Below are 17,690 nucleotides of genomic sequence, written 5' to 3' on the forward strand. Positions count from 1 at the left end.
TGGGCGTCTTCATGATGCGCACGGTGATTGGTTTTCCTATCGCGGTCGTCGCAGCGAAGTTCTTCATGGGCTGATACCGCGCCGTTCTAAAGCACAATCGTTTCACGCTATTGCAGAAACGCCACCATAAGCGCTGACAAAAAGGGGACTCGTCATCAAAACACATCACCATATCGTCGCAGCCACGGCAGAGATTCCCACAACGCGACAACGATTATTGTCGCGTTACCTTATTGCGTTGCTTGCGGACCTTGTGGTCATCAATCTGTTTGCTGAATTCTGGACTCGGGTAACAATAGATAGCTTCAGTACGTCATTAATAGCCGCCGTACTCTTACAGCTACTTCTGCAAGCGACGTTGGCGCTAGAGCACCGAGTCGGAGGCTGGTTTGACGACCGGAGCGGTTTCCATTGGAGTTTCCTCCGGTACTTCAGTGCTTGGCTAATTCTCTTTGGATCGAAGTTCGTGATGTTGGGCGCCGTAGATCGAGTCCTCGGCGAAGGCATTCACTTTGCCGGAGCCATGCACGGAGTCTTAGCGTTCATTCTGGTCGTTGTGGGCATGCTCGCTGCGGAAGAACTGGTGACGCGTATCTACCGGCGATTGGCTTAAGTAAAGGCCATTGAATAGCCGCTCTCTCTAAATAACCACTCTATAAAGTACTATCTGTTGGGCAAAAAAAAGCCGCCTACAATTCGTAGGCGGCTACGTTTTTTGCTATGTCAGAGCGCTGCTTTAGAAGCCACCGAACACCATGTTGAATCCGAGGTAAACGTAGGTACCACGGGCACTCGCCGGATAACCACGGTTGGTGATGAATGGCTGCTCATCGGTGAGGTTACGCACGCCACCGAAGACACTCATAGTTTCCTTAATAGCGAAGGTAGCAGCGATATCGTGCTGCCAGTACTCATCCTGTACCACAGAGTCACCGTACAGCTCCTGCGCAGTATCGATCTCGATAAAGGCGAGCAGCTGCTCGTCCTGGTACTGGGTCTGCCACTGGACCGTCAGGTCCTTCCAGTACCAATTCAGCCAGATGTTACCGGCAAGTTCTGGTCGGTTAACCTCACCGAGCTCCACATCAACCACCGAGGAATCCAGAGGATCCGAGAAGCGGTTCAGCTCGTTTACGTAGGTTCCGCCCACCGATGCTTTAAAGCCGTGCTCTCCAAGGGAGAAGTCATAGCTGGCTTGGAAGTCGATACCGTCTGACTCGAGGTTGGCAAAGTTGATGGGAGAAACCTGGAGGAAGTTAAAGCCACCGAACTGTACCGAGGAAGAGTTTCCATTTCGTGTGAACTGGCTACAGAAGGCTTCGTTAAGCGAAGTACCCTGATAGCAAGCGTCCACGATGTTTTGTGAAGTTACTTCTTCAATCGCGTCTTCGATTTCGATAGACCAGTAATCAACCGTTACCGTCAAGCCATCAAGGAACGTAGGCTGGAAAACCACACCAATGGTGTACGTATCTGCCGTCTCTTCCTGAAGGTCTTGATTACCGCCCTGGGTACCGCCAAAGGATGCCGACAGAGGATCCGAGTAAACGTAGTTGCCTTCCGCATCAAAGGGATTCAAGCCGAAGGTAGCAAAGTCTGCTACGCAGTTTGCTTGCGTCTGGGCGCCGATAGACCCCGATAACGCGGCCAACTGCGCTGCGTCACAAGGATCAATAGGACGGAAGTTTGTACCCGTAGTTGGCGCAAACAGCTCATTGATGTTTGGAGCACGAACCGCCTGAGACACAGTAGCTCTGAAACGAATATCTTCAATAGGCGTCCAAGACAAACCCGTCTTCCAGGTATAAGCCTCTCCGATGGTGCTGTAATCCGACGCGCGAACCGCTGCGTCGAAAACCAGAGACTCCGCGAAGGGTGTACCCGAAAGAAGTGGGACGTTAACTTCGAAGAACACATCAGTAACGTCGTACTCACCGACCTCGTTGCTGTTAGAAAGCGCGGGGCGGAATAGCAAGTTGCTGTTACCACTTACGTCGGACAGTTGTGTACCTTCCGGGAACGGAGCCCCTTCGGGAATGATGCCCAACGCATAGGAGTCAAAAGATGTCTCAGACTCTTCTTTTCGATACTCCACACCGGCCGCAAAGGAGACAGCGCCTGCAGGCAACTCAAACCAGTCGGCGGAATCACCGGTTATCACGGCGGATAAGACTGTCTGTTCGAGGGTTGCACCCTCGGTCGTAGCCCGAGTCACGAAATCTACAGCTTCCGGTGTGATACCCGTTTCACCCGCCCAGATATTCAGAGGCACACACTGGCCATCACCTGGAGTGAAGGAATAATAACCGGGGTCAAACACAGGGATGTCAAAGGGTGTCGCAACCACTGGAGCACTGGGATCTACCGAAGAACGACACGTCGCCTCGCCCGTCGCTGGATCAGCCACCGCATCAATTGCGGCTAGGAAGCGATCAACAATCACTTCGTTGCTGCGATCGATAGTCTGCTCAAACTTACCGTAGACAGCCGACACATCGTAAGTCCAGCCATTTGAGAAGGTGCCCTCTAAGCCACCGACGAAGCGAAAGGTCTCTCGCTCCGTAATGCGCTCTGTAGGCCCAAGACCAATGGGATCAATGGTGATCGCAACGCCACCCAATTCTTGAGCGACCGGCTGAATAAACGCAGGTAGGAACGGATTATCAGGTGCGCCGAACAACAAATCCCAGAAGGACTGAGGACGCACCTGGTTTTCGTTTTCCTGCCAACCGTACTTGAACTCACCGTAGGCAGTCATGTTCTCATTGAGGTCAAAGTGGCCAACCATGTTGAAGGTGACCTTATCTTCCGGGGTAATCAGGTAGCTGTTCGCCTGCTGGATGGTGTTGAGGGAATCTCCACCGAAGCCCTGGAAGTTACCGGCAACCCGACCATCCTGAACGGGGGCATAGCCGCCGTTCTGATCGACGTTCCAGCAACCACCCACAACACCAAAGGATGCTGCGCCAAAGACGGAGTTATAACCCGTAAAGGAATCCTGACAGTCATTGCGGCCGTTGTTATCAAGGTCAATAGGAACATCGGGGTCAAAACCTTCAAAGGTGTAGGGGTTACCCGGGATGATGTAGCCGTAGCCGGACGTGAAGGGGAAACTACGCCCCAACTCAACGGCCCGTTGCGGAGCACTACCCGCCTGCGCGAACAAGGCTTCTTCCGCTGCGGTAATGGACGGCGCCATGCCGAACTCAGCTTGATAATCTGCAATAAAATCAGCTTGCGTAGGAATCGGCAAACCGAAGTCCGTCAGTCCCGTGTTGGCAAAGTTGAAGTACTGCTGGAAGTTGGGGGTATCGCCGGTGATGTCGCCTTGCTGGAAACGCAGATCCGGGTTAACCCAATCACGGCCTGTACCCGTTAACACGCCATCAGCACCACGCTCACCCGCCTCTAGACCTTCGTCGGAACGATAATCCAGTGTGACTGCGATGTTGCCGCGCCCATTGCTAAAATTCTTACCCCAGAGAGCGGAGATAGCAGACTGCCCAGCATCTCCTTCACTGGACATACCCGTCTGGAGGTCAATTTCGAAACCTTCGTAGTCATCTTTCAGGATGAAGTTAACAACACCGGTCACAGCGTCCGCACCGTAGACCGCAGAGGCACCACCGGTTAGAACTTCCACACGCTCAATCAGTTTCATAGGCAAAGAGCCCACATCCACGGCCTGTGTACCGGCCGCGCCCGCCACGTGGCGTCGTCCATCGACTAGTACTAGCGTTCGTGCAGCGCCCAAACCACGCAAGTTGAGCGTGTTGGTTCCATCTGCGACTTCCGCACCCTGATTACCGTCGAGAGAGTTCTCTGAAGTATTCGACGAAAACAGTGCAGGGATGTCGTTGATCACGTCGGTGATGCTGAACTCACCAGAAATCGCAATATCTTCAGCGTTAACGCTGGTCACTGGCTGCGAAGCAATCGCATTCGGATCACCGGCAATACGTGAACCGGTAACAACCACTTCTTCTAATTGAATATCGTCGCTGTCTTGCGCAAAAACGCTGGTAGATGTGGCGGCGGTAAGTGAAGCTACCGCTGCTGCAACACTAAGACTGAGTACAGAACGACTCTTCTGACAGTGCTTCCTCATTATGCAAACCCCTCCCTCGGGATATTAACGCTGACCATCCATATGTTTGGATTTAGCCAGTTTGTGAAGTGCCTTGCGGGGACTTGACGCTAGTAAACACTATCGCAAGAGCAATGCAAAGACGTCTGGAAGGTAAAATTTGCGGTTTCAGGGGCTTGAGAGGTTAAATTATCTAATCGCTGGGCTTGTACTCTAAGCTTGGCTCGCTCGAAAAACCCCGGCCCCGGCAAAGGCTTAAAGCGGAGGTTCGATACTCAGAAGATGACGCTGCCGTGGATACAGGTCTTTGTCTGCCCCCCAATCCATACTGCGTCATTGTCACTACTGACCTGAATCCGTCCAGCTCTGCCCATGACTGTCCCCTGAGATGCTACATAACTGTTAGGGGCGCGTCCTTCTCGAATCAACCACTGGGCGATGCTGGCATTGAGGCTACCGGTCACAGGATCTTCAGGGACGCCGAGAGAAGGCACGAATGCCCTCACCTCAAAGTCTGTCTCGGCGCTTTCGGGATAAGCACCAACCAAGCCCAGACGGGCATCACCAAGTCCATACATATCGGGATCGACATCGAGCACACGCTGAGCGGAATCGAGCTGCAACGCACACCAGCCGGGGCCATTGTCGACCCATTGATGCGCAACAAGCGCCTCCTCGGGCAATTTCAAAGCCGTCATCAAACGCTGAAGAAGCTCGGACTCCAATACACCCGAGCGCAGGACCGGTGGCGCCGCAAAAGCCAGCCCTTGATCACTGCGGCGAATGCGAACCAAACCAGCCCCACACTCCTGTACAACTACCTGACTATCCTTTGCTTCGCCCCCCGCTTCTAGCCAGGCATGACAGCTACCCAGCGTTGGGTGCCCGGCAAATGGCAGTTCTCCGCCCGGGGTGAATATCCTTAATCGGTAATCTGCCTCATTGTTTGTAGGCGTAAGGAGAAATGTGGTTTCGGATAAGTTGGTCCATCGTGCAAAGCACGCCATCTGATCCACAGTCAGAGCATCCGCATCATGAACCACCGCAACAGGGTTTCCCCGGTGGGCTTCACTGGAGAAGACATCGACCTGAGAGAAACTGAACGAAGCACTCATGGATCAATACCCGTAAACGCCCTTAGCGTGGATTGGAAAGATAATCAGCAATCGCCTGATAAGCAGGCAATGACACGCCATCGTAATTCGCGTTGGCGGCCATGGGGTGCGACGCCAATCGCACGATCACCATCTCGGCCGCAGGATCGATATAAATCGTTTGACCGTGAACACCGCGAGCACTGAACGCGCCGTTGGCATTGTGGTGAATCCACCACTGATTGCGATAACTGGCGCCCGGGAGAGTAGCGTAACCGGCCATGGCAAATTTGTCTTTGTCGCCGCCACGGCGAATATCGTCAACAACAGATTTAGGTAGCAATTGCTTGCCATTCCATAGGCCGTTATTGCGCATCATTTCGCCGAACCGGGCATGATCTCGAGCCGTGGCATTAAGTCCCCCAGCAGCCCAACCGGTACCCAGAGTATCGATGAGGATATAGGCGTCTTCTTCGGCGCCAAGGCGACTCCAGATACGCTCCTGCAAAAGATCAACCGCATTCGAACCCGTCACTCTTGCGATAAGCCAACCGAGAACCTCGGTGTTTACCGAGCGATAACTAAACGCTTTACCATGCTCCCCTTTCTTGGCTAACGTGGATACATAAGCGTAAAACCCCTCAGGACCATCGTAGTCACCTTTGGGAAAAATACCCCCAGCGCGGGCAAAATCAAAAACGTGGGCCTTGGGGTCGGTGTAATCCTCGGAGTAGTCTATCGCTGTGGTCATATCCAGAATCTGTCGAACGGTGGCGGCACCAAAACCACTGCCTTGAAGTTCAGGAATATAGTCGCCGACTAACTTGTCATCATCCAGACGTCCTTCCTCAATGAGCATTGCCGCGAGCGTGCCGTAGTAGGACTTGGTCATGGAGAAAGAAATATGTGGTGTTTCCCGAGAAGTCGCGCCGAAGTAGTTTTCGTACACTACCTTGCCCCTATGAAGCACCAGTGCAGCGTCGGCATAGGTGGCCTCTAGCATTTGGCTCCAGGTCATGGTGCCCTCACCATTCATCGGAACAAACTCTATTCCATCGATGGCACTGTCGGGCATATTCACCAGCGCCGAACTTCTTCCGGCGCCCCGCCAAATCCGCTTGGTGGGCACCAGCTCCTGAAAGTGCGAGAACGTCCACCGCGTTTGCGGGAACTGGTAGAAACTCAAATCAGCGTGGCGCACGAGTTTTGACGCGACCGGGGGCGTACCCGCCATCCAGCCTATTGATGCCGGGTCGGTACTCGCTGCAGAGGGTAATGGGGCCTGAGCCAGGCTGGCTGTTGATGGCAACAGTGATACCAGCAGACTCCCGGCGCAGACAATTACAGCCGCGCTTAACCGCTTTACTTCATTCAATAGGCCCAGTTTGCTCATAACGATCCCCTAAGCCCAAGGCTCAGCTTTGTAAAGAACACGACCATCAGACTCAACAATCCAATGCATAACCGGATTGAGATGATACAGCTGATTACCCGGTCCTCGCGCGTCGATGAGTTGTTTCCTTGTTGGCTGCACGTAGCCCGTGTCGTCAATGGCGCGACTGGCGATTTCTGTCGACTTCCCGTCCCACTTCCAGGGCAAACCAAATCGCGTGTGAGCTTTAGGTAACACCGGACGCTGTAAAGATGCCCTATCCCAGGTTTTTCCGCCATCGGTGCTTACTTCAACCGCAACGATTTTCCCGCGCCCGCTCCACGCTATACCGCGAATCTCTGACCAACCAGGCTCTAGCTGCTTTGGATAAGTAGGAGAAGTAATCACAGAACGCGCATCCATCACCACACTAAACTGCCTCGCCACACCGTCCTTGAGGGGATCGGTGTACTTCGAAGTTTCTTCTCGCGTCATAAACGGTGCGTCGGACAGTTCAAGTCTTCGCAACCACTTAACGTTAGTATTACCCTCCCATCCCGGCAGCAAAAGACGCATGGGGTAGCCCTGGGCTGGCCGCAACGCTTCGCCGTTTTGCGCGTAGGCAACCATCGCATCATCCAACAACTTTTCCATGGGGATGCTTCTTGCCATGACGGCAGCATCCGAGCCCTCAGCCAAGCACCACGTCGCGCCCGGTTTGACACCCACCTCCCGAAGTAAAGTTCGTAAGGACACCCCAGTCCATTCACTCTGACTGGTCAGGCCGCACAGCATCTGCGGCGTCGATTTTTCTGTTGCGTTGACATTGAGGTTCCCCGAACACTCGATAAAGCAAGTTCGAGTGACCGCGGGGAAGCGCTTCAGATCTTCCAATGTAAACACCAAGGGACGCTCGACCATTCCGTGCAGCATCAGTCTATGGCGCCCAGGGTCAATCTGCGGAATTCCCGCGTGATGCCGCTCAAAGTGCAGATCTGAAGGGGTAATCGTGCCGTGCAGCTCTTCTAGGGGAGTGAGAGAGACAATGTTGAATGCGGGAACACGCTCCAGCGATTCGAAGGGTGAGCGCTGCCCTCTTGGCTGGGGAGCACGTCCTTGAACAGCGGTAGGGTCAGTGCCCAGTAACCGGGCATCCGCAAAAGCGCCGCCAACAACTGCCCCGCTCATGGCACCACCAACAGCGCCCGCCCTCGCTAAAAACTGACGACGGGAGGATTGACCTGCGATCAACTTGTTGGGCCCGGTCATGGCTAAGCTCGTCGCTGCGACTTATTAGCGTACTTCACGACCACCCTCTCGATCGTCTGGTACAAACCTACCGGCAGCCGGCATACGCACTTTGGGGAGTGTGCTTTGATTCAGAACCATGTCCTCGCTGATAACTCTATTCTCCGCTAACAGGTAGGCAACAAGGCTATAAATTTCATTGGTCTTCAAAGAACCGGGAGCGTTAAAAGGCATTGCTCGCCGGAGGTAATCATAGATCGTCGTCGCGTAGGGCCAATAGCTACCGATAGTCTTTTTCAGTGTCGGATCGACACCGAAGGAAAAGTTATCGTCAGGGAGGCGACCCACCAAGGAACCGTACGGCCCACCAACTCCTGCAACCCCGTGACAGCTTTCACACTGTGCTTTGTATAGCGCAGCACCCTCTGCTGCAGTGCCATGCCCCGTAGGCAAGCCCAAGCCATCGGGCCGTACATCAATATTCCAGGCTTGAATGATCTCGGGAGTCGCTGCTTGACCAATCCCAAAGCGTGGCTCTTCGGAATACGCTGGAGCGCATCCCATACTCAGTGCCGCGAGTAAAATGCCCCGTGCTCTTGAGGGAGCTATGCGCTTGGGGACGGTGCTTATCATAAGACGCCGCTTTACTCGACGCTGTCGAGAACCTCGACGTGGGGGGCTGCAGCCACAAGAGATGCCATCGCCATATTGGCTTCTTTAAAGTAGTCAGTCTGACCGTGGGCCGCGAGATCTGCCTCACTGGCGTATTGTTCCAAGACTTTATATTCCTGCGGGTCACTCTTGCTGACATGCAGTTCGTAAAAATTACATCCAGCCTCGTTCGCTTTAACCTTCGCTGCAAGCCCCAGAAACGCTTTTTCGAAGTCTGCGTTCTTTCCGTCCTGAATTTTCAATGTCGCAATTACACCAACTGCCATGCTGTCCTTCCTTTTTATAAATCTTTATTGGGTTAATAAACAAAACCGAGAGTAGCTACTTGAAACTTAAAAATCCCGTGACGCTAGTGCTTTATTGTCGCGGGCGTATGCGCAAGGATCGTATCCAGCTTACGGCTGATCCTTGTTTGCAATCGAATCATTTCCAATTTTGGCCAGGTGCAGCGTTCACCGGAAGCAATCAATTGGCGAAGTTTTTTCTCACCAGGAAAGGTTAGCAGCTTAAGCGGGTTCTGAAACTTATAGTCGGGCAAAATATTGATGTCGCCCACATAGTCCTGATTGATGATGGACCGCATGAGGCTGGCACGCTGCGAAATCACACCACCTTTACGGTCTAGGCGCTCCGCCAAAAGAGTGACTGCGTTGAACCACTCCCGCGCCGAGCGGCGACCCGCCTCAGTAATGATCCCGCGGGCGCTTTGCTTCCGATGTCCATCGGTGACAAAGGGGAGCACGTGCGGGTTAGTTTGACTCACCACGAAGTGATTCACGCCGTAAAGCCGCGCCAAGCGCTTGGCAGGCAAATCATCACTTACGGAGCCATCAACCCATTTACGCGAAGCGAGGTAATGCTTCCGCTCTCCATGGCTATCAAGAGCTTCCAAGGTTACCGGCGGAAAAATCCCCGGTACAGACGCCGAGGCCATCACGGCACTACGAATAAGAACACTGGGAGATGTGATGGAGTTCAACAAGCGCGAGGTCTGATGTGTTTCCGCAGGGGCAACGGAAACATTTATTGCCCTACCGGTCTTCTGAAACGCCTGCTGAAACGTAATGTCTGGAATAAACTGCTGTACAGAAGCCTCAAGCTCAGCAAGACGGGAAGCGTGCGGCTTATCGCCGGCCTTCGGAAGGTATTGCATGAAGTATTCGGGCTGCAGTAACTCCAATAACTCTTCGTCAGTGTGTGTCGATACGATGCTACCCACAATCGCCCCACCACTGGACCCGGAAAGTACTGTGGGAAGCAGCTTTGCTTCGGCCAGGGCTCGGATCACCCCTACATGGAAAAAAAGCAAAGACCCCGATCCGCTCATCATAAATGCGGAGCGCCCAAAACAGTGGCTCGCGCGTCTGAAGAAATCGAGCTTTTCTTCATCGCTGATTTCGCCGCTAGTGTCTTCGTGGAGCATTTCCAGCGTATCGACAATCTCTTCGATGTAGTTTTCGATGAGCGCCTTGGTGCCGGAAAGCGCATGACCATAGAGTCCCGCACGACCCATGCCCCCCATATTTCCATGGATGCCTTCATTGAGGGTGTACAGCAGACCGCGGATATCGTGCCGGGCCTTTAGGCTTTGCAGGGCGTCCAGACGGATACGGATAGACACATTATCGTACTGCCGCGTCGAGTCTTTCTGACGCCAGCGATCTAGACCCTTACTGCGATCGTAGTCCTGGGCCGCAGACATCCACTCTTCATATGTTGCTGCTTGGCTAAGCGCTCGCTCTGCGCGACTTCGAGTGTTGATGAGCATATATCAGGCCTTTATCTGCGTACCCCATGATAAACCCTATGACCTCTAAAGGCTTTGATTCAACTCAAAAAACTCAAACCACTTATCTGCCACAAAATCATACTTGGAGCGTCACCGGCGAAGTTGCTGATCCAGCTCGCCACTGGCAGTATGCCGACCCTTCGATGAACTATAGAGTTTGGTATGGACTATTCACTGGAAAACAATATTGCCGTTCTCACATTTGATGATGGCAAGGCAAACGTAGTGGGCCATCAGTTTTTGGACGATATGAACGCCGGACTGGATCGCGCGCAGAGAGATAACGCTGGAGCGATAATCATTTGCGGACGTGATGGAATGTTCTCCGGGGGCTTTGATCTGGGTGAATTTAAAAAAGGCGTGGAACAAGGCCAGGCAATGGTGAAACGGGGCTTTGAGCTGTTGATACGTTTGGCCGGATTCCCTTTACCCATCGTCGGAGCTTGCACAGGACACTGCGTCGCCATGGGCGCTTTTATCATTATGGCCTGCGACTCGCGGGTAGGCACCCGTGGAGATTTCAAGGTTACTCTCCCGGAAACGGCCATTGGGATGGATTTACCGCCTATTCTTATGGCGCTCACCGAATCCCGCATCGTCAAACAGCATTTAACGCGCGCAGCGCTGCAGTCTGAGGTCTACAACCCTGAGCAGGCCGTTACGGCTGGCTTTCTTGACGAGGTTGTTGACGCAGGGCAACTCCGTGTCAGGACTATGGAGATCGCCCAAAGACTCTCGCAATTACCCCAAACCCAGTATGCAGCGAACAAGTTGCGAGTGCGTGCTAACACCCTTTCCGCTATGGCAGACGATCTTGCGAGTATGCCCTGAGCATTAAGATGACCAATTGCAGCTAAGCCGGGAACAGTCGATGTATTACGAAACAGCTACCAACAATCATGGTCTGCCTCACGATCCACTGAAAGCTCTGGTCGCACCGCGACCCATAGGCTGGATCAGCTCACTAGACACTGCCGGCAGGCCTAATCTCGCGCCCTACAGCTTTTTCAATCTGCTGTCGGTCAACCCGTCAATCGTAGGCTTCTCCAGCGGCACACAAAAAGATTCTCAGAGAAACATCGAGGTAACCGGCGAGTTCGTCTGCAACTTTGCCTCCGTAAACCTTATCGACAGCGTAAACACTACGTCAAAGAGCGTCGCTTCAGAGGTGAATGAGTTTGAACTTGCCGGGCTTCATGAAGCGAAATCCAGACTTGTTAAAGCCCCCCGTGTGCTCGAAGCTCGCGCTCATCTGGAGTGCGAGTATGTCAAAACCGTCGAGCTGCCTAACGAAGATAATGACATTATCTGGAGCCTTGTCCTTGGCCGGGTGGTTGCCGTGCATATTGATGACGAATATATCAAAGACGGTTTAGTTGATACGCTCGCGATGGAACCGCTCACTCGCATGGGGTACATGGACTACGGTGTACTGGGTAGTATGGAAACACGGCAACGCCCTTAGGATTCTCGACTATGCCCACGTGCCCCAAATGCTCCAGTGAAAGTGCTCGCAAGTCGCGCAAGCAGCTCGCAAAAAAACAGTCTATACATCGGCTGAAGGCACGCTTCACATGCAACAACTGCGGCACTCGCTTTGTTGCCTACGATCCCGTTTCCGTCGCATTACACGGCCTGTCTGCGGTATTTGTAATGATTTTTGTCGGGACTCTACTACGGTCTGTTAGCGAGCCCACAAGTGACCAAAGCCTTCGCGCCGCCAAACTGGAAGCCCAAGCTGGCGAAGATGCATTAAGCGCTTCAGCAAGCAGCGCGATCAACCTGAATCTTGCAAGCTTGAAGACAAAAGCCAGCGAAGGCGACTCCGATGCCCAGTATCGCTTGGCCATGGCATTGTTTCGCGAGTACAAAATCAGTGAGGATTCAGCAGCGCAAACAGACGCGATCGCAATGCTCCGAGACGCCGCCAATAACGGACATTCCAGTGCTCAAAGCGAGATGGGAAAACTCTTCTTTGAAGGCAGAGGCGTCGTACAAGACTTTGTGCAGGCTTCCGATTGGTACAAGAAGGCCGCAAGCCAAGGTCACGCGGAGGCAATGTATGGCTTGGGGAAAATGTCACGCTCCGGATGGGGCATGGACGTGAGTCTGGTTGACGCCTACGTTTGGCTAAACCTTGCGTCCGCACGAGGAGAGTCGAGGGCGCTACAAGCTCGCCAGGAAGTACTGTCGCAGCTATCCTCGAGCCAACTCGCTGATGCCCAGCTGAAATCCAGAGAGCTGGATCGAACAATCCCTTAAGAACTTTCTCCCGCTGGGATTGACTTGGCTTGACACTTTCGGCTGCGCAAAACACCGGAGACGAGTGATCTAAACGCAACAACGAGCGGTAACTAAATAGCGTATTCACTGATTCTTCTGACCACATCTGCCGAGGCCCCAATGACTAAATCAGCATCATCCGAAGTCGACTGTTTCATGCAAGGCCTGGAGAAGCGCAATCCGGGTGAGCTCGAGTTCCATCAGGCGGTGCGTGAGTTTGTTCAGTATGTCATGCCCTACACATTGGACCATGATAAGTACCAAAAAGCACAGATACTGGAGCGCATGACTGAGCCTGATCGCATCGTCATCTTTCGTGTCACCTGGGAGGACGATGACGGCAACATCCGCGCTAATCGCGCCTGGCGGGTGCAGTTCAACAACTCTATCGGCCCTTACAAAGGTGGCCTTAGATTTCACCCCAGCGTCACTCTAAGCGTGCTCAAGTTTCTGGGCTTCGAGCAAACATTCAAGAACAGCCTCACAGGCTTGCCCATGGGCGGCGCCAAGGGAGGCTCAAACTTCAATCCCAAAGGCAAGAGCGACCGGGAGATTATGCGATTTTGCCAGGCGATGATGACAGAACTCTACCAGCACATCGGCGAGGACAGGGACGTTCCCGCGGGTGATATCGGCGTGGGTAGCCGCGAAATCTCCTATCTGTTTGGCCAGTACAAGCGGCTGGAAAACCGCTTTGTCGGCACGCTCACAGGCAAAGGGCTCGCATTTGGTGGAAGCCAGGGACGCACCGAGGCAACAGGTTATGGCAACGTCTACTTTTGCCAAAACATGCTCAAGCATATCGACGAAAGCGTTGAGGATAAGACCTGCGTCATCTCTGGATCGGGCAACGTAGCGATCTACACCGCTGAGAAGGCCATGGAGCTTGGGGGCAAAGTGGTGACGATGTCGGATTCATCGGGCTTTATCCACGACCCCGATGGATTTTCACAAGAAAAGCTTGAATTCATCAAAGACTTAAAAGAAATAAAGCGCGGACGTATTGGAGAGTACGTTGATGAATACAAGTCAGCGTCATTCCACAAAGGCCAAAGCCCTTGGTGCGTTCCCTGTGATCTGGCCTTTCCCTCGGCTACACAGAACGAGCTAGGCCTGAACGACGCAAAAACGCTGATTAAGAACGGTGTTCGCGCCGTGAGCGAAGGCGCGAATATGCCCACCGAATTGCCAGCTATCAACGCTTTCCTTGATGCCAATGTGTTGTTTGGACCGGCTAAAGCCGCAAATGCAGGTGGCGTGGCGGTATCAGGATTGGAGCAGAGCCAAAACGCTTTACGCCTGGCGTGGAGTCGCGAGGAAGTTGATGAGCGATTGCAGAACATCATGCTCGATATCCACAAAAAGTGTGTCACCTATGGGGCGAGTGACGGCAATACACCCGTCAATTACGTTGCAGGTGCAAACATCGGAGGCTTCATTAAAGTTGCCGATGCCATGCTGGCTTACGGGGCGGTTTGATCGGAGCCGTCGCGGCAAAGCGCAGCTGCGGGTAGTTACTGCGGGTAGTTACGGCCGCTAGAACCGCGTTTTACTGAACCTCAAACCACTCATAACGACGGAGGGCGAGATCGCCTTTACCGATAGCTTGCACAGCGTTCAACCAAAGGTACCGCTCGTCTGACGTTTCAAAGGTCGGAGCTACAACAATCGGCGACGAACCCAAGCCATTCGTCGCGTCCGAGCGGCCTTTGTACTGAAGGTAGATCAGCGCGCCGTCATGTGTCCGCAGTGTGGCCCGAACGTCAATCTTAGCGACCTTGTTCGCAATGGTTAACCAATCAGCAGCCGCGGAACCTTCGAGATCGGCGTGTAGGCGATCGCCTCTCACGCTCATAGCCTCAATCTCGGCGATCACACGTTGACCGCTCGGACCCTCGCCAACCATTGATGGGGTGCGCAGCGTCAGTTGCACACTGCAAAGATGGCGGAGAGTTGTCTCAAGGGAAGGGGGTACTTCCATTTTTCCTCCTTTAAAAACTTAGCGCGCAGGCTTGATTGGGCGTCAGGAATAGCACCAAGACACCCGAACATTGCAGGTTCTAAGAACGCCTACAATGGATTCCTCACATGCATAACTGAGTTCTCCACAGCCCAACGATTCACTGCCTCGACCTGCTGTTCCGTGATCGCCTCAAGCTCAGCCCTTTGCTTGCTCCACAAGGCAGCAAGATCATCGAATCGCTCCCTGGCGCCAGAGGTCACCGGTGCGCCGCCCCTTTCAACAACACCCAGGAGGTGCCGTAGTTGGCCATCTATCTTCATTACCCAGGCGTCCTCATCTTCAAGGGTTTGATGCCGAAGTTCTGTGATCTCAGATTCCCAAGTATCGATGGCTTCGATCGTAGTGATAGCTAGCGACTGCAGAGATTCATCGTCGTACTTGCTTTGCAATGTTTGGATCTGGCTGCGTGCTTCGCGAGCACCGTCGAGGGCCAGCATCACTTCGGTCAAAACACCCGCAATGCTGTACTGGGTATCAACCCATGCGGCGATCTGCGCTTCACTTGCTTCTACGCGGGGATCAGCTAGCAACTGCACCGGTACTGTTGAAACATTGTTGCCCGCAGTTACGCGCACTGTGTATGCGCCGGGGGCGACCGCCGGCCCCGCATAACCATCGAACAGAAAGTGACCCTCAATGCAGGGCACCTGCTCGGCATGGAGATCCCAGTGCCATAACTGTAAGCCTTCAGCGGTAGATGGATAGTCGATCGTGAACGGACTTCTAGGATCCATGCCTGCAATTCTGCAACGATCATGATCGGATTCCTCGCTGCTGTAATGACGCAGCACTTTGCCTGCCCCGTCGAGGATATCAATAGACAGCGTGTCATCTTCTGCCAGCGCTTCATCTAAATAGTAGTAGATCGGCAAGTGCGGAGAAGGATTCTCTCCCCTAGTTCCCCCACCGCGATTAGACGGTCTGCCTAGCGCGAGGGCCGGCGGCGTGTAGCTATGCAGTTCCTTTGAAACATCGCTGGAAAACGCTTCTCGTAGAACGAATAAATCATCCAATACCCAGAACGCGCGCCCCTGGGTTGCCAGCGCTAGCGCATCGTCTCGAACCCGGATATCGGTGATAGGCACAGCGGGCAAGTTAAGGTCTACACGCTGCCATTCTTCACCGCCATCATTGGACACGAACAATCCTTTCTCGGTGCCCGCATAAAGAAGATCAGCTATCAGCGGGTCTTCTCTTACCACGCGCACATAGGTTCCCTCAGGAAGCCCCTTATCAATGCGCCTCCAGCGCTTGCCGTGATTGTCGGTGCGATAAATGTAGGGTGAAAAATCGTTGAGCTTGTACCCGGTCACCGCCGCGTATGCTCGACCCTCACTGTGCGGCGAAAGCTCTATGGCATTAATCATAGCTTCGCCGCGGTGTGGCGGAGACACATCATCCCAGTTCTCACCGCCATCACGAGTCAGATGGAGCAAGCCGTCATCAGCACCCACCCAGATAGTTCCTTCGGACTTCTCAGACTCAACGATGTAGTAGATGGTGTGGTAATACTCGGCGCCGACATTTTCCGGCGTCAGTGGTCCGCCATTGCGACCCAAATGCTCCTCGGTGTTACGCGTAAGATCCGGGCTAACTTCTTCCCAGGTCATCCCTCGATCACTGCTCTTTAACAGGTACTGGGTGCCGTAGTAGATCGTCGAATGATCATGAGGCGAGGTAATGACCGGCGGATTCCAGTTGCTGCGGTATTTGAGGTTCTTGGCATCTTCGCCATACACCCTTTCAGGATAGGGAACGATAGAGCGCTTTTTCTGCGTCGCCTCGTTGAACTCCGTCAGTGTGCCATTGATGGTTGTTGCATAGATCAGCGAGGGATCATCCGGATCAAAAGCGATGTGCGCGCTCTCACCGCCGCCCACTGCATGGTAGTCGTCGCGACCAATGGAACCATCCCAGGCCCAAGCAGCAATCGATACGGTTGAGTTGTCCTGCTGGCCACCGTACAAGCGCCAGGGTGTTTGACGGTCTGTACTCAAGCGATAGAACTGAGCAGTTGGTTGGTTGTGCAAAGACGACCAGGTTTCCGCACCATCCAGGGATACCGTCGCTCCACCGTCATTGCCATTAATCATGTAGCGACTGTCATTGGGATTGATCCAATGATCCTGATGATCGCCATGGGGAGTTTTAATCTTAGTGAAGGACTTACCCCCGTCGATAGACTTCATCAGCGGAACGTTGAGCACCCAAACAGTATCCGGATCATTGGGATCTGCGGTGATATGGATGTAATACCAGGCTCGACTATGGAGCACTCTATGAGGGTTTATGTGATCCCAGGTCTCGCCAAAGTCATCACTGCGCCACAGACCGCCCTCGCCATACTCCGCTTCGACGATGGCATAAATCCTCGAGGGTTGGCTTGCCGATACATCGATGCCGATTTTGCCCACTAAACCAGGAAGTCCTCCTTCGAGCTTTTCCCAGTTGTCACCACCATCGGCGGATTTATAGATGCCGCCACCCTCACCGCCCGATTTTATAAACCAGGGCTTGCGACCGTGGTGCCACATAGCGGCATAAAGAATGCGAGGATTGCTAGGGTCCAAAGAGATATCTGTCGCGCCGGTGTCGGCATTGACCTTGAGTACATGTTCCCAGGTCGCACCGCCATCACGGGTACGGTAAACGCCGCGCTCTTCATTGGGCGACCAGATCTGACCCTGAACAGCCACCCAAGCCGTATCGGGGTCTGTCGGATGCACTTCTATCTTCGCGATCTGCCCCGCTTCTGGAAGCCCCATAAAAGAAAAGGTCTTGCCCGCATCCGTAGACTTCCAAAGGCCCTCACCCTGACTGGTGGTGACACCACGAATAGGCGCCTCGCCCGAACCGACGTAGACGACATTATTATCTGATGGCGCTACGGCAATAGCGCCGATGGTGCCTACAGGAATCTGGCCGTCCGAGATGTTTTCCCAGGTATTACCAGCGTTATGCGTTTTCCATACTCCACCACCGGCCGCGCCCATGTAATAGGTATGGGGATCATCCGCGATGCCCGTCACAGCGGTTACGCGACCTCCACGCCAGGGCCCTACGAGACGAAACTCGAGGCCGTCGATGAGCGAAGGCTCGACGGCGGCATGACTCGAGAATGT

At 53.7% G+C, this 17,690-nt stretch carries 14 protein-coding genes; 5 read left to right on the plus strand and 9 right to left on the minus strand.

Annotation, left to right across the window (positions count from 1 at the left end):
* Window positions 1–217 precede the first annotated feature (217 nt).
* Window positions 218–613 (plus strand): hypothetical protein, encoded by a 396-nt coding sequence (locus tag AB8B76_RS10450; RefSeq protein WP_405272290.1) that lies wholly within the window; start codon window positions 218–220, stop codon window positions 611–613.
* Window positions 614–736: 123 nt separating this feature from the next.
* Here the strand turns inward: AB8B76_RS10450 and AB8B76_RS10455 are convergent, their stop codons facing one another.
* The 7 genes from AB8B76_RS10455 to AB8B76_RS10485 form a co-directional block, all read right to left on the minus strand.
* The gene (locus tag AB8B76_RS10455; protein WP_405272291.1) at window positions 737–4,108 is read right to left on the minus strand and encodes a TonB-dependent receptor domain-containing protein; all 3,372 of its coding nucleotides are present in this window, start codon (window positions 4,106–4,108) and stop codon (window positions 737–739) included.
* A 254-nt stretch (window positions 4,109–4,362) separates the two neighbouring features.
* Window positions 4,363–5,202 (minus strand): PhzF family phenazine biosynthesis protein, encoded by an 840-nt coding sequence (locus tag AB8B76_RS10460; protein ID WP_405272293.1) that lies wholly within the window; start codon window positions 5,200–5,202, stop codon window positions 4,363–4,365.
* Window positions 5,203–5,224: 22 nt separating this feature from the next.
* Window positions 5,225–6,574 (minus strand): serine hydrolase domain-containing protein, encoded by a 1,350-nt coding sequence (locus AB8B76_RS10465; protein ID WP_405272295.1) that lies wholly within the window; start codon window positions 6,572–6,574, stop codon window positions 5,225–5,227.
* Window positions 6,575–6,583: 9 nt separating this feature from the next.
* On the minus strand, window positions 6,584–7,822 hold the full coding sequence (gene soxC / locus AB8B76_RS10470; protein ID WP_405272297.1) for a sulfite dehydrogenase: 1,239 nt from the start codon (window positions 7,820–7,822) through the stop codon (window positions 6,584–6,586).
* Window positions 7,823–7,846: 24 nt separating this feature from the next.
* Window positions 7,847–8,434, minus strand: a complete 588-nt coding sequence (locus AB8B76_RS10475; RefSeq protein ID WP_405272299.1) for a c-type cytochrome — start codon at window positions 8,432–8,434, stop codon at window positions 7,847–7,849.
* An 11-nt stretch (window positions 8,435–8,445) separates the two neighbouring features.
* Window positions 8,446–8,739 (minus strand): putative quinol monooxygenase, encoded by a 294-nt coding sequence (locus tag AB8B76_RS10480; RefSeq protein WP_405272301.1) that lies wholly within the window; start codon window positions 8,737–8,739, stop codon window positions 8,446–8,448.
* A gap of 83 nt (window positions 8,740–8,822) precedes the next feature.
* Entirely contained in the window at window positions 8,823–10,241 is a 1,419-nt protein-coding gene (locus tag AB8B76_RS10485; protein ID WP_405272302.1) for a DUF3336 domain-containing protein, read from the minus strand.
* 183 nt (window positions 10,242–10,424) lie between these two features.
* On the opposite strand from AB8B76_RS10485, the gene AB8B76_RS10490 reads away from it, so the two are divergent.
* The 4 genes from AB8B76_RS10490 (at window position 10,425) to gdhA (ending at window position 14,024) form a co-directional block, all read left to right on the plus strand.
* Window positions 10,425–11,093, plus strand: coding sequence for a crotonase/enoyl-CoA hydratase family protein (locus AB8B76_RS10490; protein WP_405272303.1), 669 nt, complete (start codon window positions 10,425–10,427; stop codon window positions 11,091–11,093).
* Window positions 11,094–11,133: 40 nt separating this feature from the next.
* Window positions 11,134–11,727 (plus strand): flavin reductase family protein, encoded by a 594-nt coding sequence (locus AB8B76_RS10495; protein WP_405272304.1) that lies wholly within the window; start codon window positions 11,134–11,136, stop codon window positions 11,725–11,727.
* A gap of 11 nt (window positions 11,728–11,738) precedes the next feature.
* A complete protein-coding gene (locus AB8B76_RS10500) occupies window positions 11,739–12,524 on the plus strand; it encodes a hypothetical protein (RefSeq protein WP_405272305.1) in 786 nt (261 codons plus the stop codon).
* A gap of 141 nt (window positions 12,525–12,665) precedes the next feature.
* Complete coding sequence (gene gdhA / locus AB8B76_RS10505) at window positions 12,666–14,024, plus strand: NADP-specific glutamate dehydrogenase (RefSeq protein WP_405272306.1); 1,359 nt, start codon at window positions 12,666–12,668, stop codon at window positions 14,022–14,024.
* 70 nt (window positions 14,025–14,094) lie between these two features.
* On the opposite strand, the gene AB8B76_RS10510 is transcribed toward gdhA, so the two are convergent.
* Window positions 14,095–14,526, minus strand: a complete 432-nt coding sequence (locus tag AB8B76_RS10510; RefSeq protein WP_405272307.1) for a DUF3237 domain-containing protein — start codon at window positions 14,524–14,526, stop codon at window positions 14,095–14,097.
* An 89-nt stretch (window positions 14,527–14,615) separates the two neighbouring features.
* The coding region (locus tag AB8B76_RS10515) for a hypothetical protein (protein WP_405272308.1) at window positions 14,616–17,690 on the minus strand (3,075 nt) is incomplete at its 5' end.

Origin of the sequence: Congregibacter sp. (assembly GCF_045107095.1) — a bacterium.
In the GTDB taxonomy this organism is placed as follows: Bacteria; Pseudomonadota; Gammaproteobacteria; order Pseudomonadales; family Halieaceae; genus Congregibacter.